Origin of the sequence: Geodermatophilus amargosae (assembly GCF_900116515.1) — a bacterium.
GTDB lineage: Bacteria > Actinomycetota > Actinomycetes > Mycobacteriales > Geodermatophilaceae > Geodermatophilus > Geodermatophilus amargosae.
In genome coordinates this window covers 98182-122862 of record NZ_FPBA01000010.1, presented here as the reverse complement: position 1 = coordinate 122862, position 24681 = coordinate 98182, and the positions used below count along the sequence as shown (strand labels likewise).

General features: G+C 77.2%; 22 protein-coding genes. 12 read left to right on the top strand and 10 right to left on the bottom strand.

The features are described from left to right. Positions 1–136: 136 nt before the first annotated feature. Positions 137–571, bottom strand: a complete 435-nt coding sequence (gene mraZ, locus BM414_RS14795) for a division/cell wall cluster transcriptional repressor MraZ (protein ID WP_093580320.1) — start codon at positions 569–571, stop codon at positions 137–139. Between the two features lie 326 nt (positions 572–897). Between mraZ and BM414_RS14790 the strand changes: the two genes are divergently transcribed. The 3 genes from BM414_RS14790 to BM414_RS14780 are packed head-to-tail and all read left to right on the top strand — an operon-like array spanning position 898 to position 5731. Further along, entirely contained in the window at positions 898–1881 is a 984-nt protein-coding gene (locus BM414_RS14790) for an AAA family ATPase (RefSeq protein ID WP_245784743.1), read from the top strand. A gap of 5 nt (positions 1882–1886) precedes the next feature. Further along, a complete protein-coding gene (locus BM414_RS14785; RefSeq protein WP_093580318.1) occupies positions 1887–3296 on the top strand; it encodes a DUF58 domain-containing protein in 1410 nt (469 codons plus the stop codon). Further along, positions 3293–5731 carry a transglutaminase TgpA family protein gene (locus BM414_RS14780; protein WP_245784742.1) on the top strand — a complete coding sequence of 813 codons (2439 nt, stop codon included), beginning with the start codon at positions 3293–3295 and terminating at the stop codon, positions 5729–5731. The genes BM414_RS14785 and BM414_RS14780 overlap by 4 nt, the downstream gene beginning before the upstream one ends. Before the next feature lie 111 nt (positions 5732–5842). Here the strand turns inward: BM414_RS14780 and BM414_RS14775 are convergent, their stop codons facing one another. Together BM414_RS14775 and dinB are read right to left on the bottom strand one after the other, a co-directional pair. Then, on the bottom strand, positions 5843–6253 hold the full coding sequence (locus BM414_RS14775) for a DUF3040 domain-containing protein (RefSeq protein ID WP_093580316.1): 411 nt from the start codon (positions 6251–6253) through the stop codon (positions 5843–5845). A 169-nt stretch (positions 6254–6422) separates the two neighbouring features. After that, entirely contained in the window at positions 6423–7595 is a 1173-nt protein-coding gene (dinB, locus tag BM414_RS14770; RefSeq protein ID WP_245784741.1) for a DNA polymerase IV, read from the bottom strand. A gap of 254 nt (positions 7596–7849) precedes the next feature. Here dinB and BM414_RS14765 point away from each other — a divergent pair, with 254 nt between their 5' ends. The 3 genes from BM414_RS14765 to BM414_RS14755 all read left to right on the top strand — a co-directional run bounded on the left by BM414_RS14765 (position 7850) and on the right by BM414_RS14755 (position 10558). Next, complete coding sequence (locus BM414_RS14765) at positions 7850–8161, top strand: BatC protein (RefSeq protein WP_093580431.1); 312 nt, start codon at positions 7850–7852, stop codon at positions 8159–8161. Between the two features lie 287 nt (positions 8162–8448). Continuing rightward, positions 8449–9573 (top strand): cupin domain-containing protein, encoded by a 1125-nt coding sequence (locus BM414_RS14760; protein WP_342716188.1) that lies wholly within the window; start codon positions 8449–8451, stop codon positions 9571–9573. A 139-nt stretch (positions 9574–9712) separates the two neighbouring features. Continuing rightward, positions 9713–10558, top strand: a complete 846-nt coding sequence (locus tag BM414_RS14755) for a ferredoxin family protein (RefSeq protein ID WP_245784740.1) — start codon at positions 9713–9715, stop codon at positions 10556–10558. A gap of 12 nt (positions 10559–10570) precedes the next feature. Here the strand turns inward: BM414_RS14755 and BM414_RS14750 are convergent, their stop codons facing one another. The 6 genes from BM414_RS14750 to BM414_RS14725 form a co-directional block, all read right to left on the bottom strand. After that, a complete protein-coding gene (locus BM414_RS14750) occupies positions 10571–11758 on the bottom strand; it encodes an alkaline phosphatase family protein (RefSeq protein ID WP_093580310.1) in 1188 nt (395 codons plus the stop codon). Next, complete coding sequence (locus tag BM414_RS14745; RefSeq protein ID WP_093580308.1) at positions 11755–12504, bottom strand: class I SAM-dependent methyltransferase; 750 nt, start codon at positions 12502–12504, stop codon at positions 11755–11757. Before BM414_RS14745 ends, BM414_RS14750 begins: the two co-directional genes overlap by 4 nt. A 57-nt stretch (positions 12505–12561) precedes the next feature. Continuing rightward, positions 12562–13044 carry a VOC family protein gene (locus BM414_RS14740; RefSeq protein ID WP_093580306.1) on the bottom strand — a complete coding sequence of 161 codons (483 nt, stop codon included), beginning with the start codon at positions 13042–13044 and terminating at the stop codon, positions 12562–12564. 222 nt (positions 13045–13266) lie between these two features. Continuing rightward, on the bottom strand, positions 13267–17037 hold the full coding sequence (locus BM414_RS14735) for a DNA polymerase III subunit alpha (RefSeq protein WP_093580304.1): 3771 nt from the start codon (positions 17035–17037) through the stop codon (positions 13267–13269). Further along, a complete protein-coding gene (locus tag BM414_RS14730; RefSeq protein ID WP_093580303.1) occupies positions 17034–17546 on the bottom strand; it encodes an SAV_6107 family HEPN domain-containing protein in 513 nt (170 codons plus the stop codon). The genes BM414_RS14735 and BM414_RS14730 overlap by 4 nt, the downstream gene beginning before the upstream one ends. Then, positions 17546–17863 carry a DUF6504 family protein gene (locus tag BM414_RS14725; RefSeq protein WP_093580301.1) on the bottom strand — a complete coding sequence of 106 codons (318 nt, stop codon included), beginning with the start codon at positions 17861–17863 and terminating at the stop codon, positions 17546–17548. Before BM414_RS14725 ends, BM414_RS14730 begins: the two co-directional genes overlap by 1 nt. 233 nt (positions 17864–18096) lie before the next feature. Between BM414_RS14725 and BM414_RS14720 the strand changes: the two genes are divergently transcribed. Genes BM414_RS14720 through BM414_RS14695 form a run of 6 tightly spaced genes read left to right on the top strand, consistent with a single transcriptional unit; the run spans position 18097 to position 23504 of the window. Next, positions 18097–18660 carry a YbaK/EbsC family protein gene (locus BM414_RS14720; protein ID WP_093580300.1) on the top strand — a complete coding sequence of 188 codons (564 nt, stop codon included), beginning with the start codon at positions 18097–18099 and terminating at the stop codon, positions 18658–18660. Next, positions 18657–19253, top strand: a complete 597-nt coding sequence (locus BM414_RS14715) for a GNAT family N-acetyltransferase (protein ID WP_245784739.1) — start codon at positions 18657–18659, stop codon at positions 19251–19253. The genes BM414_RS14720 and BM414_RS14715 overlap by 4 nt, the downstream gene beginning before the upstream one ends. Further along, entirely contained in the window at positions 19250–20896 is a 1647-nt protein-coding gene (locus tag BM414_RS14710) for a phytoene desaturase family protein (RefSeq protein ID WP_093580296.1), read from the top strand. The genes BM414_RS14715 and BM414_RS14710 overlap by 4 nt, the downstream gene beginning before the upstream one ends. After that, a complete protein-coding gene (locus BM414_RS14705; RefSeq protein ID WP_245784738.1) occupies positions 20893–21714 on the top strand; it encodes a carotenoid biosynthesis protein in 822 nt (273 codons plus the stop codon). Before BM414_RS14710 ends, BM414_RS14705 begins: the two co-directional genes overlap by 4 nt. Next, the gene (locus BM414_RS14700; RefSeq protein WP_093580292.1) at positions 21711–22811 is read left to right on the top strand and encodes a glycosyltransferase family 2 protein; all 1101 of its coding nucleotides are present in this window, start codon (positions 21711–21713) and stop codon (positions 22809–22811) included. Before BM414_RS14705 ends, BM414_RS14700 begins: the two co-directional genes overlap by 4 nt. An 18-nt stretch (positions 22812–22829) precedes the next feature. After that, on the top strand, positions 22830–23504 hold the full coding sequence (locus BM414_RS14695; RefSeq protein WP_245784737.1) for a flavin reductase family protein: 675 nt from the start codon (positions 22830–22832) through the stop codon (positions 23502–23504). 122 nt (positions 23505–23626) lie between these two features. Here BM414_RS14695 and BM414_RS14690 read toward each other — a convergent pair whose 3' ends face one another. Next, the gene (locus tag BM414_RS14690; RefSeq protein WP_093580290.1) at positions 23627–24604 is read right to left on the bottom strand and encodes a carbohydrate kinase family protein; all 978 of its coding nucleotides are present in this window, start codon (positions 24602–24604) and stop codon (positions 23627–23629) included. Between the last annotated feature and the right edge of the window lie 77 nt (positions 24605–24681).

Below are 24681 nucleotides of genomic sequence, written 5' to 3'. Positions count from 1 at the left end.
GCGGCGCGTGGGGGCGCCGCTTCCGCGCGGGGACCGAGCCGCGGGGAAGGCGGTTCGGGCCGCATCCGGTCGAGCCGCGGGGAAGACGGCTCGAAACGGGGCGCGCGGCGGTCGGGGCGACCGGCGGGACGGGGGATCAGGACAGCGTGGGCATCCCCTCGCTCTCCATGGCGGCGTAGGCCGCCTCCTGCTCCTCCACGTACGCGTCCCACGTGGCCTGGTCCCAGATCTCGAAACGGGTGTCGACGCCGACCACGACGACGTCGCGGTCGAGGCCGGCGTACTGGCGGAGGTTGGCCGGGATGGTGATGCGACCGGTCTTGTCCGGCTCGACCTCGACCATCGAGCCGAAGCTCATGCGGGCGCGCATGCGGGCCTCGGCGGTGTCGGCGGGGGCCATCGAGGCGGCGGCGCGGCTCTGCTCGGCGACCCGGCCCAGGGTGAGGCCGTAGATGCAGCGCTCCTGCCCCTTCTTGATCACCATGCCGTCGGCCACCTGCTCGCGGAACCGCACAGGGAGTGCGAGCCGGCCCTTCTCGTCCAGACGCAACGCGAAGCTGCCGACGAACACCGGATCACCTCCCCCATCGGTCCTCCTCGTGTCCTCCGCGGACCCGGGACGGGCCCTGGCTCCCCACCGCGCCACACCCTAACCCACTCGGCCCCACCAGACACCACTCGACACCATGTCGTGACCGCACTCCCCCACCCGCTCGCGTGCAGGTCAGAGGCGTGGGGACGGCCGGAGGTGGCGCGGTGGGGCGCGGTGGGGTGCCGGCCCGCCCCGAGGGGTCTCGGGCACCTCTTGCGGAGGGGCCGGGTGGGGACCGGGCGGGGGTGGCCGGGTGGGAGCGCGATCGGCGTTGCGGACGGCTCCGGGCACGTACCGTGGGTCGGGTGACCGACACCATGCGTGCGGCTGACGGGACGGCGGGGCTGCCGGTCGACGTGGCCGCCGAGGGCGCACGGATCGCGGCCAACGTGTCGCGCGTCGTCCAGGGCAAGCCCGACGTCGTCCGCCTGGCCCTCGTGGTGCTGCTGGCCGAGGGCCACCTGCTCGTCGAGGACGTCCCCGGGACCGGGAAGACGACGCTGGCCAAGGCCCTGGCCGGGTCCATCGACGCCAGCGTGCGCCGCATCCAGTTCACGCCCGACCTGCTGCCCAGCGACGTCACCGGCGTGGCCGTCTACGACCAGGAGACGCGGGCGTTCGAGTTCAAGCCCGGCGCGGTGTTCGCCAACGTCGTCGTCGCCGACGAGATCAACCGGGCCTCGCCCAAGACCCAGTCGGCGTTGCTGGAGTGCATGGAGGAGCGCCAGGTCACCGTGGACGGCGTCAGCTACGAGCTGGCCCGGCCGTTCCTGGTGATGGCCACCCAGAACCCGGTGGAGATGGAGGGCACCTATCCCCTCCCCGAGGCGCAGCGCGACCGGTTCACCGCGCGGGTGTCCATGGGCTATCCCGACCGCGAGTCCGAGATCGCCATGCTCGACGACCGCGGCACCACCGACCCCCTCGTCACCCTGCAGCCGGTGGCCGACGCCGCCACCGTGCGCGCGCTGGTCACGGCGGTGCAGGGGCTGCACGTCTCCGACGCGATCCGCCGCTACGTGGTCGCGCTGGTCGAGGCGACCCGCCGCTCCACCGACCTGCGGCTGGGCGCCTCGCCGCGCGCGGGGCTGCAGCTGCTGCGCACCGCCCGCGCCTCGGCCGCGCTGGCCGGGCGCGACCACGTGCTCCCCGACGACGTCCAGGCGATGGCCGGCCCGGTGCTGGCCCACCGGCTGCTGCTCACCGCCGACGCCGCGGCCGCCCGCCGCACCGCCGAGCAGGTGGTGGCGGGCCTGCTGTCCACGGTCCCCGTCCTCCGCGGGCGCTGACCGGCGTGGGCGGGCCGTTGCGCACGGCGCTGACGTCGCTCACCCTGCGCGGCCGCTGCCTGGTCGCCGCCGGGATCACCCTGCTGGCCCTCGGCGCGCTGCTCGGCGAGCGGCCGCTGGTGCAGATCGCCGTCTTCGTGCTCGCGCTGCCGGTGCTGTCGGCGCTGGCCGTCGCCCGGCAGCGCTTCCGCGTGGGCGTGCGGCGGACGGTCAGCCCGGCGCGGGTGCCCCGCGGCCAGGACGCCGAGGTGCTGCTCGAGGTCACCAACGCCGACCGGCGCGCCGGCCGGCTGTGGCTGCTGTCGGAGCAGCTGCCGGCCGAGCTGGGCGGCACCCCCTCCTTCGTCGTCGAGCGGCTGCCCGGCGGCGGCACCGCGGCGATGCGCTACCGGGTGTCCGGCGCCCGCCGCGGGCGGTTCCGGCTCGGCCCGCTGCGGCTGCGGCTGGTCGATCCCTTCGGGCTCGTGCAGCGCACCACCAGCGGGACCGACGGCGCACCGCTGGTGGTGGTGCCCCGGGTGCGGCCGCTCGGCCCCGGCGGCCCGGCCGGCGGGCACGGGGGCGGCGGCGCGGGCGCCCGCCGCTCCATCGCGGTGCACGGCGAGGACGACGTCAGCACCCGGCAGTACCGGCACGGGGACGACCTGCGGAAGGTGCACTGGCGGGCCACCGCCCGCACCGGAGAGCTGATGGTGCGGCTGGAGGAGCGGCCCTGGCGCGCCCAGGCGGCGCTGCTGCTCGACGTCCGCGCGGGGGCGCACCTGCTCACCCGGGCCGCGGGACCGGGGCCGGCCGCGCGCAGCACGCCCCCCGGCCCGCCCGGCGACCCGGCACCGCCGCAGGACAGCCTGGAGTGGCTGGTCGAGGCCGCGGCCAGCATCGGCAGCACCATGGCCCGCCGCGGCGCGGTGCTGCGGGTGCTCACCACCGCCGGCGAGCTCACCCCGACAGCGGGCGCCGCGGCGCGGGTGTCCGCGGGCCTGACCACCCCCGAGCTGCTCGACCGGCTCGCCTCGCTCGGCCCGAACCGCGGCGGTGGGCTGGGGCACGCCGTCCAGCAGCTGCACCGGGCGGCCGGCGAGGGCCCGGTCGTGGCGCTGCTCGGCTCCGTCGGCCCCGACGACCTCACCGAGCTGGTCGCCCTGCGCTCGGGCCCGTCCACCGACGTCGCCGTCCTGCTCGACGTGACCAGCTGGGCCGACCCGAGCCCCCGCAGCCGGCGCGGCCTGTCGGCGACGGCCCGCGCGGCGCTCACCGCCCAGCTGGAGCAGTCGGCCTCGCTGCTGCGCGGCGCGGGCTGGCAGGTCGTCGTCGCCGACGCCACCCGGACCGTCGAGGCGGTGTGGGCGGACCTGGCGCTCGCGGGCAACGGAGCCGGGTCCCGTCCCGGTGGCGGCGTGGGGGTGCCGGCGTGACCGCCCTGGCCCCGCCGCCGGTCCGTGCCGGCGGCCCGGTCCCGCCGCCGCCGGTCCCCGCGCCGCTCCCCCGGGACGCACCCGTCGTCCCGGGCACGCTGCGCCGCGAGGGCGCCACGACGCTGGCCGCCGCGGTCGCGACCGCGCTCGGCGCGTGGGCGCTGGGGCCGGTGTTCACCCGTCCGGCGTGGGTGCCGCCGTCCCTGGCTGCGGTGGCCGTCGTCGCCGTCACCGGGCTGGCACTGCGGGCGGCCGGCCCGGCGCTGTGGGCCTGGGCCTCCGGCGGCCGCGTCCTGCCCGCGCGGGCCGCCGCCGTGGGCGTGCCGCTCGTGCCGCTGGGCCAGCTCGCCGCCCTGCTGTGCCTGATGACACTGCTGTTCTCCCCCGCCGGGGCCGCCTGGGGCTGGCTGCCCACACCGGACTCGCTGACCGACCTCGGCGCGGTGCTGACCGACGGCTCGGCGGAGATCCGCGAGCAGTCGACGCCGGCGCTGCCGCTCACGGGGCTGCTCGCGCTCACCGTGCTGCTGGTGGGGATCGTCGCGGTCGTCGTCGACCTGATCGCCGTCGGCGGCCGGCAGCCGGCGCTGGCCGGGCTCGGGCTGCTGGTGCTGTTCTGCGTGCCGGTCAGCACGGTGACCGGGAGCATCGGGCTGGCGGCGGTCGCGGCGCCAGCCGCCGGGCTGGCGCTGCTGCTGTGGTCCGACCAGTCGCGGCGGCTGGCCTCCCGCGCCGGGCGCGCGGGCGGACGCGCCGGCGCGCTCGCCGCCACCGGCACCGCGGTGCTCGCGCTGGCCGTCGCCCTGGTGGTGGGCAGCGTGGTCCCGACGCTGCCCGAGGGCCGGCTGGCGCAGGGCTTCGGGTCCGGAGGCAGTGGCGGCGGGTCCACCGGGACCGCGCTCGACCCCGCGGCGGCGCTGCAGGGCCAGCTCACGCTCCCCGCGCCGATCAGCCTCCTGCAGGTCGAGGCCTCGGTCCTCGACCCCGGCTACCTGCGCGTGGTGACCCTCGACGTCTACTCCGCCGAGGAGGGCTGGACGATCGGCAACCTCGACGGCGAGGCCTCGGTGGCGCAGCCCGAGGAGCTCGCGCCGCTGCCCGGGCGCCGCGAGGGCCGGGAGGTCACGGCCACGATCACCGCCGTCGGCCACGACGACCGGTTCCTGCCGGTGTTCGCCTCGCCGCTGGCGGTGTCCATCGCCGACCCCGGCGCCTGGCGGTTCGACCCCGCCACCGGCACCGTCTTCGGCCGGGACGTGACGACGACCGGCGACACCTGGGCGGTCACCGCCGTCGAGCCCCAGCCCTCCGACGACGAGCTGCGCGCCTCCGGTCCGCTGCCGGCCGGCTCCCCGGTGCTCGAGCGCGACACCGCACTGCCGCCGCTGGACCCCACCGTCACGGACCTGGTCGCGCGCCTGACGGCGGACGCGGCCACCCCGTACGACGCGGTGCTCGCCATCCAGGGCCACTTCTCCCGGGAGAACGGCTTCGTCTACAGCCTGTCGACCACGCCGGGCACCACCGGCGACGACCTCGCCGACTTCCTGCGGCTCAAGCAGGGCTACTGCGAGCAGTACGCCGGGGCGATGGCCGCGATGGTCCGGGCCGCGGGCATCCCCGCCCGGGTGGCGCTGGGCTACACGCCCGGCCGGGTCCAGCCCGGCGGCGGGCGGATGGTCACCAGCGACGACGCGCACGCCTGGGTCGAGGTCTACTTCGACGACCTCGGCTGGATCCCCTTCGACCCGACGCCGATCGACAGCGAGCGCGCCGTCGAGCTGCCGTGGGCGCCGCGGCCGGCCGACCAGGAGGTGCTCGAGCGCCCCCAGGACGTGCCGACCGTGCCCACCACGCCCACCGGGCCGACGACGCCGCCGGTGGACCGGGTGGACGGCGCCCCGCAGCAGGGCCAGGCCGCCGCGCAGGAGTCGACGTCGGCGCGCCCGGTGCTCGTCGGTGCCGCGGTGCTGCTCGGGCTGGCCGCGCTGGCGGCGGTGCCGGCGGGCGCACGGGCGCTGCAGCGGCGCCGCCGGGTCTCGACCGGCTCCCCCGCCGCGCTGTGGGACGAGCTGGCCGCGACCGCCCGCGACCTCGGACTGCCCTGGGACCCGGCGCACACACCGCGCCAGCAGGCGGCCGTGCTGACCCGCACCCTCGCCGGTCCCGGGAGCGGGGGTGCGCACCGGGCCGGCGGTGCCGGTGCCGGCGAGGCGGTGCAGCGGCTCGCCCGCGCGGAGGAGACGGCCAGCTACGGCCGTCCCGGCGCGGCCGCCGACCCGGCACTGGCGGCCGCCCTCGCGCAGGCGCGGCGGGGGCTGGCCGCCGCGGCGACGCCCCGGACCCGGCTGTGGGCGCTGCTGTGGCCGGCCTCGCTGGGCGACGCGCTCGGCGCCGCGGTCACCGACCGCCGCCCCCGCCGTACCACCGCCTGACGGGCCCCGGGCGGCAGGGACGGCCGTCTCCGCCGCTGCTGCCCGGTCCCGGGAACGCCGACGGCCGCCGTCCCGGGTGGGACGGCGGCCGTCGGGGAAGGTCGGGTGCGGCTACTGGTCGTAGCGGCGGCGGAAGCGCTCCTCGAGCCGGTTCTTCAGCGGCTGCTTGCGGGGCTTGCCGCCACGGCCGCGGGACGCGGTGCTGCCCCCGCGGCCACCGGCCGGACCGACCGGGCCGGCCTCGACCGCGCCGGTGGCGGAGCGGTAGTTCAGGACACCCAGCGCGGCGCCGCCGAACATCACCAGGAAGCCCAGGACGCCGAGCGGGACGGACGGGGCGACCGCGCCGCCGACGAGGACGGCCAGGCCCACCAGCACCAGCAGCGCACCGAGTTGCAGCTTCCGGCGGGCCTTGAGCCTGCGGTCACCCGTGCGGACGGAGGAGGCGAACTTGGGATCGTCGTCGACGAGGGCGCGCTCGATCTGCTCCAGCAGTCGCTGCTCGTGCTCGGAGAGCGGCACCGAGACCTCCAGGTGGGCGGAGCCAAACACCCCCGGGTGAATACCCGGGGGTGACACCGAGGATACGAGCCGTTGGCGGGGTGCGAAAGGCGAGCGTGCGGCGACCCGCCGCAGCGCCCCCGTGACCACCCTCACGGGTGGCATCCGACCAGGTCAGGAGGGCGTCGGGTCAGCGCACCCGGCGGTCGCCGTCGCGGCGCAGCAGCGTGGCCGGGCGGACCGCACCGGCGCCGAACCGGCGGGCGGCCCGGTCGGCGGCCAGTTCGGCGTCGCGGCGGCCGTGCTCGCGGGCGCCGAGCTCGAGCTGGCGCGGCGTCTGGCCGGCCTCCACCAGCCGCTCGGCGCGGACGCCGACCAGCCGGATCCGCGCCCGGTCCAGGCCGAGGGCGTCGAAGAGCGCGCGGGCGGTCTCGTACACCTCCTGCCCGACGTCGGTGGGGACGCCGAGCGTGCGGCTGCGGGTGATGGTGGTGAAGTCGGCGAAGCGGACCTTGATGCTCACCGTGCGGGTCAGCCAGCCGCCCGAGCGCAGCCGGCCCGCCGTCCGCTCCGACAGCCGCAGCAGCTCCCGGTGGATGACGGCGGGGTCGTCGACGTCGGTGGCGAAGGTCTCCTCGTGCCCGGTCGACTTCTCCGGCTCGTCGGGCACCACCCGGCGCGGGTCGCGGCCCCAGGCCAGCTCGTGCAGGTGGCTGCCGGCGGCCGGCCCGACCGCCCGCTGCAGGGTGCGCGCCGGGACGTGGGCGAGGTCGCCGACGGTGCGCAGACCCAACCGCAGCAGCACCTCCTCGGTCTTGGCGCCCACGCCCCACAGCGCGCCGACCGGCAGCGGGTGCAGGAAGTCGATGACCTCGGCCGGGCGGACGACGAGCAGCCCGTCGGGCTTGGCGCGGGTGGAGGCGAGCTTGGCCACGAACTTGGTGCCCGCCACCCCGACCGAGCAGGTGATGCCCTGCTCGTCGAAGACGCGGGCGCGCAGGTACTCGCCGATCTGCACGACGTCGCCCAGCCGGCGCCCGGCCCCGCCGACGTCGAGGAACGCCTCGTCCAGGCTCAGCGGCTCCACGATCGGCGTCACCGACCGGAACAGCGCCATGACCGCCCGGGACACCTCGGCGTAGAGCGCCAGGTCCCCCGGCAGCACGGTGGCCGTCGGGCACAGCCGCAGCGCCCGCGCCGTCGGCATGGCGGCGTGCACGCCGTACGCGCGGGCCTCGTAGGTGGCCGAGGTGACCACCCCGCGGTTGCCCGCGCCGCCCACGATGACCGGGGTGCCGGCCAGCTCGGGGTGGCGGCGCACCTCGACGCTGGCGAAGAAGGCGTCCATGTCGACGTGCAGCACCGTGCACCCCTCGGTACGCCCTCCCGACGACCGCACGCGCCCTCCCTGATCGAACACCTGTTCGCACCGACCCGGGGAGGGTAGCGGCACCGCCGGGCCCGTGGCGCGCCGTCCCCGCGGACCCCTCCGGCGTGTCCCGGCGTGCCGGGAACTCGCTGGTCGACGCATGTGTGACCGGCCCGTGATGGAGGTAGGTGGGACGCGACCGACCGTCGTCCGGCGGCCGGTCCCGACCCGGATCCCGGAGGAGCTCGATGGCGCTCGACGACGACGACATGACCAGCGTGGAGGGCCCGGCCGACAGCGGGGCCGGCGAGGGCACGCCCGGTCACCAGGACGGCGGCGCGGACGGCGGCGCCGACAGCGGCGCCGGTCACGGCCCGGCCGACGGCGGCGCGGCCGGTGGCGGCTCGGACGGTGGCGCCGACGGTGGCGCGGACGGCGGTGCGGACGGCGGCGCCGGTCACGGCCCGGCCGACGGCGGCGCGGCCGGTGGCGGCTCGGACGGTGGCGCGGACGGCGGCGCCGACGGCGGCGCCGATGGCGGCGCGGACGGTTCGGCCTGAGCCAGGACCCGACCGTCGCGGGGCCGGGTGGGGCGCAGGCCCGCCCGGCCCTGGGCCGGTGCACGCACCTCGACCCCGCGGTCTTCGCCGAGGAGTACTGGTCCCGCCGCCCGCTGCTCGCCCGCGCGGAGGACACTGGGGAGTCGTTCACCGACCTGCTGACGCTGACTGCCGTCGACGAGCTGCTCTCGCGCCGCGGCCTGCGCACGCCGTTCCTGCGGATCGCCAAGGACGGCGCCGTCGTCGACCCAAAGAGGTTCACGACCTCCGGTGGCGCCGGCGCCGAGGTGGCCGACCAGGTCTCCTCCGACGCCGTGCTGCGGCTGTTCGCCGACGGCAGCACCGTGGTCCTGCAGGGCCTGCACCGGCTCTGGCCGCCGCTGATCGAGTTCGCCGACCAGTTGGCCGCCGACCTCGGGCACCCCACGCAGGTCAACGCCTACGTCACGCCGCCATCCTCGCGCGGGTTCTCCCCCCACTACGACGTCCACGACGTCTTCGTGCTGCAGGTGGCCGGGAAGAAGCACTGGACGATCCACGCGCCGGTGCTCGACGACCCGCTGCGCACGCAGCCGTGGACCGACCGCGCGGCCGCCGTCGCCGCGGCCGCCGAGCGCGAGCCGGTCATCGACGCCGTGCTGCGCCCGGGCGACGCCCTCTACCTCCCCCGCGGCTACCTGCACTCGGCCGTGGCGCTGGGTCAGACCAGCGCGCACCTGACCATCGGCATCCACTCCGTCACCCGCTGGGCCGCCGCCGAGTCGGCGCTGGACCTGGTGCGCGTGCTGGCCGCCGAGGACCGCGAGCTGCGCCGGTCGCTGCCCCTGGGCCTGGACCTGTCCGACCCGGCGTCGGTCCGCGACGACGTCCGCACCGTCGTCGCCGCGCTGCAGGAGTGGCTCGGCCGGGTCGACCCCGACGAGGTCGCCGACCGCGTGCGCTCGCGGACCTGGTCGCAGGTGCGTCCCGAGCCGGTCGCGCCGCTGGCCCAGGCCACCGCCGCCGCGGCGCTGTCGCCGGACACCGTCCTGCGGCTGCGCCGCCGGCTGCGCTGCTCGCTGCGGGACGCCCCCGCCACCGCCGACGGCGAGCGGGTCGCGCTGCTGGCCGGCTGGCGCCGGCTGGAGTTCCCCGCCTCGACGCGCGACGCGCTGACCGGGCTGCTGGCCACCGGCGAGACCAAGGTCGCCGACCTGGCCGGACTCGACGCCGACGACCGGCTCACCCTCGCCCGCCGGCTGGTGACCGAGTCGGTCGCGCTCGTCGCCGACGCGACCGTGCAGGGCGCCGACGGGGTCGACGGCGTCCCGGCCAGCGCACCCGGACCTGGCCCGATCGGACCGGGCGCCCAGGCCCCCGACGCCGGCGGGGACGATGGGGAGCGTGCCGACGCCATCGGGACCGGGTCGTGACCGGGCCGCTCTCCCCCGGGTGAGCGGCGCGGTCGCCGACCGCGGCGCAGCTCCCGGACGCGGTACGGCTCCCGAACGCGCCGGCCGGCTCGACGCGACCCGCTGCTCGGTGACGGCCCTGGTCCGGGGGGACGCCCCCGTGGCCACGGCCGGGCCGGCGCAGCGCTGGCTGCTGATCGAGCAGCCGGGACCGTGGGGCCGCGACGCGCTCACCGGCTCCCGCTTCGACCAGGCGGTCGCCGCCCGGCTGTCGGCGCGGGCACGGACCGAGGGTGTGCGGGTGCTGCTCGTCCGCCGGCCCGGCGACCGGCTGGTCGACTCCGGCCGCCGCTGGGCCTACGTCGACGGCCGCCCCGGCCGCGAGGGCCTGTGGTGGTCGGTGCGCACCGACGACGCCGACCTGGTCGACGCGCCGTGGGACGGCTCGGTCGGCGAACGCACCGGCCGGCCCACCTACCTCGTGTGCACGCACGGCCAGCACGACGCCTGCTGCGCGCTCCGCGGCCGGCCGCTGGCCCGGTCGATGCCGGCACCGGACGTCTGGGAGTGCAGCCACCTCGGCGGGTGCCGGTTCGCCACCAACGTCCTGGTGCTGCCGCACGGGTTCGCCTACGGGCAGGTGCCCGGCGACGGCTCCGACGTGGTGTCCGCCCACGCCCGCGGCGAGGTCGCCCTGCCCTGGCTGCGCGGGCGCGCCGGGGTGGCGCTGCCGGCGCAGGCCGCCCAGCAGGCCGCGCGCGAGCGGCTGGGCCTGCTGGGGGTGGACGACCTGCCGGTGCGCGGGTCGCGGCGGCTGGCCGACGACGGCACCGAGGACGCCGACGACGTCGAGCGGTTCGAGGTGGTGCTCGGCGGCCCGGACGGCGACGTGGTGGTGCGGGTGGAGAGCCGGCCGGCGGACGAGGCCGCGCAGCTGACCTGCCGGGCGCTGCACCCGGCGCACCCGCGCACCTGGACGGCGCTGTCGGTGTCGCCGGTCCGCTGAGCCTGCGAGCCGCTAGCCGAGCGCCCGGCCGCGGGCGAGCAGCAGCGGGATCGCGACCTCGGCCTCGGTGAGCGAGCCGTGGTAGGCCGCCAGCCGGCTGGGACCGGGCTCGGTGGCCGACGCGGTGATCGCCCACGGGCCGCGGGCCAGCGCGACGACGTCGCCGATGCGGGCGGCCAGGCCCTCACCGACGGCGCCGAAGACCCCGCTCGCGACGGCCTCCTCGCGCCCGGTCACCCACGCCCGGTCGCCGAGCACGCCGCGCCAGGCGTCGAGGACGTCACCGGAGGCGCCGGGGACGGTGTGCACGTAGCGGGCGCGGGGCTCGCCGGCCAGCAGCGCGACGCCGTCGAGCAGCGCGGGCTCGTCGTCGACGTCGACCCGGGTGGCGCGGGGGACGTCGAGCATGCCGTGGTCGGCGGTGACCAGCAGCGCGGCGTCGTCGGGCAGTCCGCCGACGACCTGCTCGACCACCCGGTCGACCAGCGCGAGTTGCATCCGCCAGCTGTCGGAGTCGACGCCGCGGACGTGGCCGGTGAGGTCGAGCTCGGGGGTGTAGCCGTAGACCAGCCCGGTGGGGGTGGCGGCCAGCGACCGCAGGATCCCCGCGGCGAGGTCGCCGGCGCTGACGGTGCCCGAGTAGCCCGCGCCGCGGTAGGCGGCGGTGGTCAGCCCGGAGCCGGCGTAGGCGTACGGGGCCACGGCGGTGACCGGCAGGCCCGCCGCGGCGGACTGCTCGAAGACGGTCGGACGGGTCTGCCAGTCGCGCGGGTCCGGGTCGTCGGCCCACTGGACGTGGTTGAGCAGCCGGTCCTCGCCGGGGACGGCCGTGACGAAGCCGAGGACGCCGTGCCCGCCTGGGGGGACGCCGGTGCCGAGCGTGACCAGGCTGACCGGCGTGGTGCTCGGGCACGGGGCGGCGAGGTCGCCGGCCGGGCCGGCCAGCGCGGCGAGGACCGGGGCGAGGTGGGCGTGCGCGCGCAGCAGGTGCGCGCCGAGGCCGTCGACGAGCAGGACCGCCACCCGGCGGGCACCGGCCAGGGCGTCGGTCAGGCCGAGCGGGTCGGCGGGCAGTCCGCCGCGGTCGACAGCGACGCCGAGGGCGGCGGCCGCCCCGGGCAGGACGTCGGCGAGGCTGGCCACGCCGTAGGCCGGCTGGACCAGGTCGGGGGGCAGCACGCCGGGGGGCACCGCCGTCACGGGCGGGTGGCCAGGACGTGCAGGCCGGTGGCGACGTCGCGGTAGGGCGAGGTGCCGGCCAGCGCGAGCTCGAGCCGGCGGACGGCCTCGGGGTCGGCGTCGGAGGTCGCGTCGAGCAGGTCGGAGACCACCGCGACGCCGCGCCACTCCGCCGGCTCCAGGCCGGCGTTCCGCAGCAGGGCGAGCAGGTCGTCGGGGGCGAAGCGGCGGCGGGCCGGGCGGGTGCGGCCGGGAGCGGGGTCGCGGTCCTCGAGGAGGGCGAGCGCCTCCTTAGGGTGCCCGCTCAGCGCGCGGGCGAGGACGGCGCCGGCCCGGTTGGCGGTGGCGACGCTGACCTGCCCGCCGGGGCGCAGCGCACGGGTGATCTCGCCGAGGGTGGTGGCGGGGTCGTCGACGACCTCGAGGACGGCGTGGCACAGCGCGAGGTCGTAGCCGCCGTCGGAGTCGCCCTCGGCCAGGGGCAGCTCGTGCAGCAGGTCGCCGTCGCCCTGCAGGCCGCGGACCCGGTCGCCGACGCCGGCGGTCGTCGCCCGGCGCTCGAGGGTGGCCAGCGCGTCGGCGCTGGGGTCGACGACGGTGACCTGGTGGCCGAGGCGGGCGAGCGGGACGGCGAAGACGCCGCTCCCGCCGCCCACGTCGAGGACCCGCAGCGGGGTGCCGCTCCCGGCCAGCGCGTCGAGCGCGGCCCAGACCGCGGCGGTCCGGACGGGCAGGTGCTCGCCGGAGGACGGTGCGGGGGCGGTCACCCGTCCGACCCTAGCGGCGCACGCGCGGGCCGGCCCTCGCGCCGACCGGCCGTGCCCTCAGGCGGAGACCGAGTCGGCGGCCCGCTCCAGGTCGGCGATGACGATCTTCTTCATCGTGAACATCTCCTCGACCGCACGCCGCCGGCGGTCGGGGTCGGGGTCGTTCTGCAGCTCCATCAGGCGGGTGGGCACGACCTGCCAGGAGACGCCGAAGCGGTCCTTCAGCCAGCCGCAGGGGGCCTCCTGGCCGCCGTCGGTGAGCCGGTCCCAGTAGTGGTCGACCTCGGCCTGGTCGGCGCACATGATCTGGAAGGAGACGGCTTCGCTGAAGTGCCAGTCCGCCGGGCCGCCGTTGAGGGCGACGTACTCGGTGTCGCCGAGGCGGAAGTGCGCGGTCATGGCCTGGCCCTCGCGCTCGGGGTTCTCGGAGCCGTAGCGGAGGGTGCCGAGGATCTCGGAGTCCGGCCAGATCGACGTGTAGAACCGCGCGGCCTCCTCGGCCTCGGTGTCGAACCACAGGCACGGGATCTGCTTCGGCATGGCTGCGTCCTCTCCGGAGGTGCCGGCGGGATGCCGGCGCTCACCGGTTCTGACGCCGCGGCGGGCCGGGAGTCATCGGTGCGGCGCTCGGGGGTGACCTGCGCCCGCCCCGGCGATCACGGGGCCACGGCGGCGACACGCCGGCCGGCACCGGTGTGCCGCCGCAGCAGCTCCATGATCGTTTCGGCCCGTGCCGAGTGGTGGGGGCAGCGGGGTCCGTCGTCAGTGACCGGAGCTGCCGGGGCTGGAGTGCCACAGCTTCCGGGGCGCCGACGCCGCGCGCCGGGCGGCGGTCGCGGCGTCCTCGCCGGCGGGCTTGATGTCGGCGTAGGGCGACATCCGGAAGCCGGTCGGGTGCACGAGCACCGGCTTGACCACCACCGGCCGCGCGCCGTGCGAGGCCGCCGCCCCGGCGATCGCCTGGTCGGTGTACTCCCCCGGCGCGGCCATGTGCTCGGCCACCGCGGCCAGGCCGCCGGCCTCCCACGCCTCGTGCAGTGCGGGCAGCTCCCACGCGCCGGTGGCCCGGATCGACACCCCGCGCGGGCCGGTGCGCCGCAGCACCCCGCGGATCACCAGCAGCCACGAGTGGAACACCGTCGCCGCGTAGGGGCCCTGCACGTCCTCGAAGAAGGTCGAGTCGGTGCAGCCGGTGCCGTCGTCGAGGGTCACGAAGACCACCCGGCGCCCCGACCGGATCGGCGGCGTCTGGGTGGCCACCTTGACCCCGGCCACCAGCACCTCGGCACTGCTGCGGCAGCCGAGCAGCTCCCCGGCCGGGACCGCCCCGATGGCGGACAGGAAGGGCCGGTAGAAGTCGACGACGTGCCGGCTGGCGTCGAGCCCGAGCACCTCGAGCTCGGCGCGCACCAGCTCGGCGTCGGTGAACTCCGGCAGCCCGCTGCCGCCGGCCCACCCCGGCCCGGTCTCCTCGGGGCCCGACCCGTCCGTTCCCCGGTCCTCGCCCGGCAGCTCTCCGCCCCCGAAGTCGAGGCCGAGCAGGTCCAGGCTGAGCTGCCCGACCGCGCCGGCCTTCTTCCCGCTGCGGCTCCAGCGGTCGAGCTCGCTGATCTGCAGGAGCAGGTCGCGGCGGGTCACCGACCGGCGTGAGCGGGTGGGCCGGCCGGCCTCGCGGTCGCGGACACCGAAGCCGTAGAGCGAGTCGAACCCGCCGGCGAGCACGAGCCGCTCGACCACCGGGCGGGACACCGAGGCCCGCGACCAGAAGTCGGTCAGCGACCGGTAGGGCTGCCCGGCGACGATCCGCTCCACCTCGTCCTCGCTGATGCCCTTGACGTCGGTCAGCGACAGCCGGATGCCGTGGCCCGACGGGTCGGCCATCGACGGCGGCATCCAGTCCGGCCGCCGCCAGTCCTCCCGGCGGTCGTCCTCGGCCAGCCGCTCCACCCGGTAGGTGCCGGCCGAGGCGTTGACGTCGAGGCCCAGGACGCGGATCCCGAAGTTGCGGGCGTCGTCGAGGATCAGCCGCTTCGGGTACATGCCGGGGTCGTGGGTGAGCACCCCGGCGAGGAAGGCCGCCGGGTGGTGGGTCTTGAGCCACGCCGACTGGTAGGTGGGCAGCGCGAACGCCGCCGCGTGTGCCTTGCAGAAACCGAACGAGCCGAAGGCGACCAGCACCTCCCACACCTGCTCGACCACCTCGACCGGATAGCGCCGCAGCGCCTCCGGCATGAACCAGGCCCGCACCTCCGGGTGCAGCTCCCTGTCACCGAGCGCCCGGCGCGCCTCGTCGGCCTGGGCGAGGTCGCAGCCGGTCATCTGCGCCACGATCTGCAGCACCTGCTCGTGGAAGACGACGACGCCGGCGGTCTGCTCGAGGAACGGCGCGAGGTCGGGGTGCGGGTAGACCGGGTCCCGCCAGCCGTTCCGGGCCAGCAGGAACGGCGTCACCATGTCGCTCTTCACCGGCCCGGGCCGGAACAGCGAGATGTCGATGACGATGTCCTCGAACGTCTCCGGCCCGAACTTGCCGACCAGCTCGCGCTGCCCCGGCGACTCGATCTGGAACATGCCGAGGGTCCGGGTGCTGCGGATGAGCTCGAAGGTCGTCGGGTCGTCGCGCGGGACGGCGTCGATGTCGACGTCGGCGCCGTCGACCCGGGCCACCTCGTCGAGGGCGTGCGCGATCGCCGACTGCATCCGGATGCCGAGCAGGTCGAGCTTGAGCAGCCCGAGCTCCTCGACGTCGTCCTTGTCGAACTGGCTCATCGGGTAGCCGAGGTAGCTGCTCTCCACCGGGGTGCGGTCGAGCAGCGTGGCGTCGGACAGCAGCACCCCACACGGGTGCAGCGCGATGTGCCGGGGCAGGCCGTCGAGCCGGGCGACCAGGTCGAAGAGCAGGTCGAGGTCGCCGGTGCCGCCGCCGCGCCGGGACCCCAGCCGACTGGCCCGCAGCTCCGGGAGGTCCTTGAGCGCGGCGTGCACCTGGTTGGCCCGGATGTGCGGGAAGGCCTTGGCGACGGCGTCCACCTCGGCCGGCGGCAGCCCCAGCGCGGCGCCGACGTCGCGGATGGCGTGCCGGACCCGGTAGGTGTCCATCATCGAGATGCAGCTGACCCGGTGGGCGCCGAAGCGGTCGATGACCGCGTCGTAGACCTCCATCCGCCGGGCGGACTCGACGTCGATGTCGATGTCGGGCAGCTGGTGGCGCAGCGGGGAGAGGAACCGCTCCATCAGCAGGCCGTAGCGGATCGGGTCGACGTCGGAGATGCCCAGGAGGTAGGTGACCAGGCTGCCGGCGCCCGACCCTCGGGCCGCGGCGCGGACCCGCAGGCCCCTGATGAGGTCGACCACGTCGGCGACGGTGAGGAAGTAGGACGGGTAGCCCAGCTGGTCGATCACCGCCAGCTCGTCCTCCAGACGCCGGGTGACCTGCGCGGTGGCCGCCATCCCCCGCCGGCCGAGCCCCGCCTCGCAGCGGGACCGCAGCACCTCGGAGGGGCCCGTCCCCCGCTCCCCGGGTGCGGTGACGACGTCGAGCTCGGGATAGCGCACGGTGCCGATGCCCAGGTCCTCCCGGACGTCGACGACGCACTGCTCGGCCAGCCGGGCGGTGCGCTCGGTCAGCCGCAGCGCCGCGTCGCGGTCGGGGCCGACGAGGTCGGCGGCGACCTCGGCCATCTCCTTGCCCGACTTGAGGTGGCCCTCGGCGGTGCGCCGGTCGACGTGCCGGGTGTCGAGGGCGACCAGCCGCCGGGAGGCGTCGAGGACGTCGGCGGTGGGTGCGTCGAGGGCGTCGACGTAGCGGACGGCGTTGGTGAGCACCACCGGCACGCCCTCCTCGTCGGCGAAGCGCAGCAGCCGCTGGGCGCGGGAGCGGTCGCCCCGGCCGCGGTGGTGCACCAGCTCGACCACCAGCGAGCCGGGGCCGAACACCGACCGCCAGGCCGACAGCCGCGCCGAGGCGACGTCGGCCCGCCCGGCCGCGAGCGCCCGGCCCACCGGCGAGTCCGGTCCCAGGACCGCGACCAGCCCCGGCGCGTGCTCGGCGGCCAGCGCCAGCGAGGCCACCGGCTCGCCGCGGGTGCCGCGCAGGTGCGTGGCGCTGGTCAGCCGGCACAGCGAGCGCCAGCCGGCGCCGTCGCGGGCCAGGAAGGTGACCCGCGGCAGCCGGGGGTCGACGCTGGCGCCGCCGCGCACCGGACTGCGGCGCACCGGCGCCGGCCGCACCGAGCCCCCGGTGCGGCGGAGGGAGAACTCGTCCTGACCCAGCACGTGCGCCCGCGCCGGCGGCACGGCCGTGTCCACCGCGGGGGCGACCGCCAGGTCGACCCCGAACACCGGCCGCAGCCCGGCCGACCGGCAGGCCAGCGCGAACTTGACCGCGCCGTAGAGGCCGTCGCGGTCGGTCAGCGCCAGCGCCGTCATGCCGTGCTCGGCGGCGCGCGCGACCAGGTCGGCGGGGTGGTTGGCCCCGTACCGCAGGGAGTAGCCGGAGGCGACGTGCAGGTGGACGAAGGGGTCCCCGCTCACCGCCCGCGGACGGGACGGGAGGCGGTGCCGCGCATCTGGGTGCCACCGACCACGCGGGGCCGGGGTGCGGGCGCGGGCTCGGGCGTGCTGGCGAGCACGCTCTCGACCACGGTGAGGAAGGCCCCGACGTCGCGGACCAGGTCGTCGGCCTCCCGCTCGGTGACCGCGCGGGACAGCCCCGCCTCGGCCGCGGCGCGCTTGGCCGCGCCGGCGGCGAAGAAGGTGGCCCACTCCCCCAGCTCGGGGGCGACCTGCTCCAGCAGCACCCAGGCGCTGCGCGGCCGGCGGCGGCCGCTCTCGGGCCGGGTGCGGGCGGCCAGCACCGCCGCGGCGGCGCGCAGCGCGCCGAGGTGGGCGGTGGCGTAGCGCTCGCGCGCGTCGGTGGCGCGGGTGGCCTCGGCCAGCGCCCGGGTGGCCTGGTCGAGCAGCTGGGCCGCGGCCGCCGGGAGCGGCGGGGGCAGGGGCAGCTGATCGGCCCGGTCGTGGGTCATGGCGTACGCGGCGCCCATCAGTCGTGCACCCGGACGAGCGACCAGCGGTTGTCCGCCGCGTCCCAGCACAGGTCGTAGACGCCGGCGAAGCTCGTCCGCGAGCGCCCGGCCCGCAGCGCCTCGACCCGGAACACCTCGCGGGGGGCGACCAGGTCGGCCGAGGCACCGCCGGCGGCACGCTCCCACCACGGCGAGGTCTCGACCCAGGAGTCGAGCAGCTCGCCGACGACGTAGCGGCCCTGCCCGCGCCAGAACTGCGCCGGCCCGAGCGGACCGCGCTCGACCTGCACCTCCTCGCCGACCCGCTCGCCGACGTCACCCAGCACCCGGCTCATGTCCGACTCCCCACCCCGTGCCGCTGACGGTCTGCCCACCGGCCCGGGCGGGGAAGGTCCCGGGAACGGTGGTCGACCCGTTCGAACACCTGTTCGAACAGGTCGAGTACACCCGACCCCGCCGGTCGCGTCAAGCCGGACGCGCCGCCGCGGTCCTCCCGGGCACGAGGCCCCCTCCCGCCCGCGCGCCGGACGGTACGGCGGGGGTCTGACAGCGGTGGCAGGATCGACGCATGAGCCGACCCACCCACCCCCGGGTGGCCGCGATCGCCGGCCTGCTCGCCGAGGCCGGGATCCCCGGACGGGTCCACGAGCTCGCCGAGGGTGCGCACACCGCCGCCGCGGCCGCGGCAGGGCTCGGCGTCCCGGTCGGGGCCATCGCCAACAGCCTGGTCTTCGACGTCGGCGGGCAGCCCCTGCTCGTGCTCACCAGCGGCGCGCACCGGGTCGACGTCGGCCGGGTGGCCACCCTCCTCGGCGTCCCCCGCGTGCGGCGCGCCTCGGCCGACTTCGTCCGCGAGCACACCGGCCAGCCGATCGGCGGGGTCGCCCCGGTCGGCCACCCCGCGCCGATCGGGACGCTCGTCGACGTCGAGCTCGCCAGGTACGAGCGGGTCTGGGCTGCCGCCGGCCACCCGTCGGCCGTCTTCCCCACGACCTTCGACGAGCTGCTGCAGCTGACCGGCGGCACCCCCGCCGAGGTCGGCGACGGCCCTCCGACCGACGGCCCGACGACCGACGGCCCCCCACCTGACAGCCTGGCCACCGTGACCCACCCAGCCACGGTGGGCCCGTGAGCGAGGAGACCCCCGTGACCGGCACGACACCCGCGACGCGGGTGACCGAACTGCCCGCCGGCTGGCTGCGCGAGCACATGCACGAGGCGCTGACCATCTACGGCGAGGCGATGGGCTACGACGCGTCGGTGGTGGCCGGCCGCTACGGCTACGCCGTCCAGCACACCGAGCGCCCCGGCTTCCGCGCCGTCGGTGGCTTCGAGGCCACACCCGACGGCGAGCGGCTGGTCGGCTTCGGCTACGGCTACCTCATCGCCCCGGGGCAGTGGTGGCACGACCAGGTGCGCGCGGCCCTGGACCGGCGCACCGCCAAGCGCTGGCTGCCCGGCGCCTTCGAGGTCTGCGAGCTGCACGTGCACCCCGACGCGCAGAGCCGCGGGCTGGGCCGCCAGCTGCTGCACGCGCTGGTCGAGGGGGTCCCGGCGCCGGTGGCGCTGCTGTCCACGCCCGACGCCGACACCAAGGCCTTCCGGCTCTATCACGCCGACGGCTTCATCGACCTCGCCCGCGGCCACCACTTCCCGGGTGACGCCCGCCCCTTCGCCATCCTCGGCGCCCGCCTGCCGCTGCGCCCGGGCGCGGGTCCGTCCTGAGCGCCCCGGCGCCGGACCTCGCCGTCGACGCCATCGTCGTCGGCGCGGGCCACAACGGGCTGGTCGCCGCCTGCTACCTGGCCCGGGCGGGGCTGTCGGTGGAGGTCGTCGAGCGCGACGAGGTCCTCGGCGGGGCGGTGTCCACCGTTGAGCGCTGGCCCGGCGTGCGGGTCGACCGCGGCTCGAGCGCGCACGTCATCGTCCGGCACAGCGGCGTCGTCGAGGAGCTCGACCTGGCCGCAGCCGGGCTGCGCTACCTCGACTGCGACCCGTGGGGCTTCGCGCCCGCGCCCGTCCCCGGCGACCCCGGACCCGACGGCCGCCCGCTGGTCTTCTCCGTCGACCTCGACGCCACCTGCGCCTCGATCGCCGCCGCCTGCGGGGACGCCGACGCCGCGGCCTACCGCCGGTTCGTCGGCGTGTGGGGGCCGCGCAGCCGCGCCGTCGTCGACTCCTTCGGCCGCCGGCCAACCCCGCTCGGCCTGGCCCGGGCGTTCTGGCCGCTGGGCGCGCCCAGCGGCGACGCCCCGCGCACCCCCGGCGGCGACCTCGCCGTCGACTTCCTCGGCTCGGGCGACGCGCTGCTCGACCGCTGGTTCACCAGCGAGCGACTCAAGGCGGCGCTCGCCTGGTTCGGCGCGCAGTCCGGCCCGCCGATGTCCGAGCCGGGGACGGCGGCGATGGTCGCCTGGGTGGCGCTGCTGCACGACACCCCGCCGGGCCACCCGGTGGGCGGCTCCGGCGGGCTCACGCAGGCCCTGCGGGCCCGGCTGGAGGCCGACGGCGGGACCGTCACCCTCGGGGACGGCGCCGCGCGGCTGCTGGTGGAGGACGGCCGCGTGACCGGCGTCGAGACGGTGTCCGGACGGCGGCTGCACGCGCCGGTCGTCGTGGCCGCCTGCCACGTACTGGCCACCCGCGACCTCGCCGGCGCGGACGCCCCGCCGGCGCTGGCCGACGCGGCGCCGCCGGTGGGCAACGGCTTCGGCCTGGTCCTGCGGGCGCTCACCGACGCACTGCCCACCTACCCCGGCGTCGACCCGGCGGTGTCCAGCCAGGGCCTGCAACTGCTGTGCACCGACCGCGCGCAGCTGGCCGCCGCGCACGGCGACTGGCTGGGCGGCCGGCTGCCGCGCGAGCCGGTGCCGCTGGCGATGTCGTTCTCCGCCAGCGACGACACCCTCGCCCCGCCCGGGCAGCACGTGGTCACCGTGTGGGGCCAGTGGTACCCCTACGAGCTGGCCGACGGCGGCGACTGGGACGCCCTCGCCCAGGCCGAGGCGCAGCGGCTGGTGGCCGCCGTCGACCGCCACGCCCCCGGCTTCGCCGACTCGGTGCAGGAGCTGTACGTCCAGACGCCGCTGCTGCTGGAACGCGAGCTGTCCCTGCTCCGCGGCAACGTCATGCACGTGGAGATGGGCCTGGCCAGCATGTTCTCGCTGCGCCCCACGCCGGCACTGGCCGACTACCGGGTACCGGGCCTGGCCGGGCTGTACCTCACCGGCGCCTCCACCCACCCTGGCGGCGGGGTCTCGGGCAACTCCGGCCGGACGGCGGCGCGCACGGTCCTGGCCGACCGCCGTCCGCTGGCCCGCGCGCGAGCGGCCGCCGGCCGGGCGGTGCGCGCGGCCCGCACCCGGTGAGCGCTCCCGTGGGCTCCGGCCCGGCGGCCGTCCGGCGGGCCACGGCACCGGCCGCGCGGCTCCCGCTGGCCCTCGCCGTGCTGCTGGTGCTCGCCGCAGTCGCCTATCCGCTGACCGGCGGCGCCGCCCGCGACGCGGTGTCCTGGTCCATCGTGCTGCTCGGCTCGGCGGTGTCGGTGACCTCCGCCGCGGCCGCGCACGGCGCCCGCACCGGCGCGGCGGTGCTCGGGACGGTGGCGGTCACCGCCGTGGCGTTCGAGGCGGTCGGGCTGGGCACCGGGTACCCCTACGGCGAGTACACCTACAGCGACGCGCTGGGCCCCACGCTGCTCGGCGTCCCGTTCCTCGTGCCGCTGGCCTGGCTGATGATGGCCTGGCCGAGCCGGGTGCTGGCCGCGCTGCTCACCCGCCGGGTGCGGCCGGCCCGGCGGCGGGCCGCGCGGGTCGCCGTCGCCGCGGCGGTGTTCGCGGGCTGGGACGTCGTCCTCGACCCGCAGCTCGTGCAGGCCGGCTACTGGACGTGGGCGCACCCCGCCCCGGGGCTGCCCGGCATCGACACCGTGCCACTGACCAACCTCGCCGGCTGGCTGCTGGCCGGGCTGGTGCTGATGACGCTGCTCGAGCTCGTCGTCGCGCGCACCGCCCGCGGTGACGCCCCCGGCACCGAGGCCGCTCCGCTGCTGGTGATCGCCTGGATGGTGGCCGGCGGGGCGCTCGCGCACGCCGTCTGGCTGGACCTGCCCGGCTCGGCGGCGTGGGGCGCGGCGCTGTCGGCGGTCGTGCTGGCCGTGCTCGCGGTGCAGGCCCGCCGCCGGTGAGCGGCCCGGTCGTCCGGGTCCTGTCCGGCCTGGCGGTCGCCGGTGCGGTGCACGCGGCGGTCAACGCGGTCCTGCTGCGCCGCCCGCCGGCCGACCCGCCGGAGGTGGCCCGGCCGGTCACCGCGGTGCTGCCGGTGCGGGACGAGGAGGCCCAGGTCGGCGGCTGCCTGGCCGCGCTGCTGGCCTCGACCGGCGTGCCCGACCTGCGGGTGGTGGTGGTCGACGACGGTTCCACCGACGGCACCGCCGCGGTCGTGCGCGCGGTCGGCGACCCCCGGGTGCGGCTGGTGACCGCCCCTCCCCCGCCGGCCGGGTGGCTGGGCAAGCCGCACGCCTGCTGGGTGGGCGCGCAGACCGTGCGCGACGACGGGTACCTCGTCTTCCTCGACGCCGACGTCCGGGTGACCCCGCGTGCGGTGGCCTCCGCCGTCGCACTGCTCGACGCGCACGGCCTGGACCTGGTCTCGCCCTGGCCGCGGCCGGTGGCGGGCACGCTCGCCGAGCGGCTGGTGCAGCCGCTGTCGCCGTGGCTGTGGATGACCACGCTGCCGCTGCGGCTGGCCGAGCGCTCCCCGCGGCCCTCGCTCACCGCCGCCAACGGCCAGTTCCTGGCGCTGACCCGGCGCGGCTACCTGCGCGCCCGCGGGCACGCGGCGGTCCGCGACGAGGTGGTGGAGGACGTCGCGCTGGCGCGGGCGGTGAAGCGGTCCGGCGGGCGGGCGGTGCCGGCCGGCGGTGCGGCGCTGGCGGAGTGCCGGATGTACGACGGCTGGACGGCGATGCGGGAGGGCTACGGCAAGTCGCTGTGGGCGTCGGTCGGCGGGTCGCCGGCGGCGTCGGCGGCCGCGGCGGCGGTGCTGACCGCCGTCGGCGTCGTCCCCCCGCTGGCCGCGCTGCGCGGGTCGCGGGCAGGGCTGACCGGCTGGGCGGCCGGCGTGGCCGGGCGGGCGGTGAGCGCGGCGGCCACCGGCGGGCGGGTGTGGCCCGACGCCCTGGCCCACCCGATGTCGCTGCTGGCCCTCGACGTGCTGCTGGCCGGATCGGTGGCCGGGCGCCGGCGGGGCACGCTCACCTGGCGCGGGCGCGCCCTGGCCTGACCGGGGCGAGGATGGGGCGTGACCTCGCCCGACACCAGCCCGCCCGCCGGCAGCCCGCCCCGCACCGCCTTCGACCCCGGGGACATGCGCCCCTCGGACTTCTACCGGGTGATGAACTCCGTGGTGGTCCCGCGGCCGATCGCGTGGGTGTGCAGCCGCTCGGCCGAGGGCGTGCACAACCTGGCGCCGCACTCCTTCTACACGGTGGCCTGCGTGCAGCCGCCGGTCGTGCAGTTCACCTCGGTGGGCCGCAAGGACTCGCTCAACAACGTCGAGGCCACCGGCGACTTCACCGTCAACCTCGTCCCCGAGGAGCTGTTCGAGCAGGCCAACGCCACCGGCACCGACTTCCCGCCGGACCAGAGCGAGGCCGAGGCCGCCGGCGTCCGGCTGGAGCCGAGCGAGAAGGTGGCCGCCATGCGGGTGGCGCAGTCACCGGTGAGCATCGAGTGCACGCTGCACTCCACGCTGCGGCTGGGCGACAGCACCGTCGTCTTCGGCCGGGTCGAGTGGGTGAGCGTCTTCTCCCGCGCCGTCCGTGACGGCCGCCCGCGGATCGAGGAGCTCCGGCCGCTGGCGCGCCTCGGCGGCAACGAGTGGTGCACCGTCGGCGACCTCCGCGAGATCCCGCGGATCCCCTACACGAGGTGGGCCGAGGACCCCTCCATCGGCGAGCAGGTCCGCGGCAGCTGACCGCCGGCCGGGCCGGCGCACTCCCCTCCTCCGACGATCACGGAGCTGGATGCGCGACACGCCGTCCGTCGACGGCGTGTCGCCCCTGCGGCTCCGTGATCGTCCCGGGGCCGACCGCAGGGTCAGCGCGGCAGGTGCTCGGCCACCTCGGCGGCGGCGTCGTCCCCGAAGGCCGCGGCGAACCGCTCGAGGAAGGGCTCCCGGCGCAGCTCGTACTCCTGGGTGCCCACCACCTCGACGGCCTCCGTGGCCACCGCCGACCCCAGCTGGGTTGCGCGCTCGAGGCCGAGGCCCCACATGCGGCCGGCGATGAAGCCCGCGCGCAGCGCGTCGCCGCCGCCGGTGGGCTCGACCGGCTTGGTCTCGGGGACGGCGATGACCTCGATCGGGTCGGCGCCGGCCTGGCGGACGAGCACGCCGCTGGCCGCGCGCGTGGTGACCCAGGTGCCCACCCGCCCGAGGATCTCCGCGGCGTCCCAGCCGGTCTTCTGCATCAGCAGCGCCGCCTCGTACTCGTTGGTGAACAGCAGGTCCGCGCCGTCGACCAGCTCGCGGATCATCTCGCCGCCGGCCCAGGCCAGCTGCTGGCTGGGGTCGGCGGCGAAGGCGTAGCCGCGGTCCCGGCACTCGCGCGTGTGCCGCACCATCGCCTTGGGGTCGTTGGGGCCGACGACGACGAGGTCGGGCGCACCGACCCGCTCGCACACCGGCCCCAGCTCGATCTCCCCCGCCTCGCTCATCGCGCCCGAGTAGAAGCTGGCGATCTGGTTGTTCACCGCGTCGGTGGTGCACACGAACCGCGCGGTGTGCTTGAGCTCCGACCAGCGCACGTCGGCGGTGTCCACGCCGTTGCGGGTCAGCCAGGCGTCGTAGTCGGCGAAGTCGCTGCCCACCGACCCGACGAGCACCGGCGAGAGACCGAGCAGCCCGAGGCCGAAGGCCATGTTGGCGCCGGCACCGCCGCGGTGCTGGATGAGGTCGTCGACCAGGAAGGACAGGGAGACGTTCTCCATCTGTCCCTCGACGAACTGCTCGGTGAACCGACCCGGGAAGGTCATCAGGTGGTCGGTGGCGATGGAGCCGGTGACGACGACGGGCACGGTGGCTCCTCGGGAGCTGCGGGAGGACGGCGAGCAGCGCAACCCTAAGAGGCGCCGGCGACGGCCCGCGCCCCGGC

Coding starts and splice junctions, on each gene's coding strand:
- BM414_RS14765 (WP_093580431.1), top strand. CDS start 7,850: ATGGCGCTCGACGACGACGACATGACCAGCGTGGAGGGCCCGGCCGAC.
- BM414_RS14740 (WP_093580306.1), bottom strand. CDS start 13,044: ATGCCGAAGCAGATCCCGTGCCTGTGGTTCGACACCGAGGCCGAGGAG.
- BM414_RS14730 (WP_093580303.1), bottom strand. CDS start 17,546: ATGGGCGCCGCGTACGCCATGACCCACGACCGGGCCGATCAGCTGCCC.
- BM414_RS14725 (WP_093580301.1), bottom strand. CDS start 17,863: ATGAGCCGGGTGCTGGGTGACGTCGGCGAGCGGGTCGGCGAGGAGGTG.
- BM414_RS14720 (WP_093580300.1), top strand. CDS start 18,097: ATGAGCCGACCCACCCACCCCCGGGTGGCCGCGATCGCCGGCCTGCTC.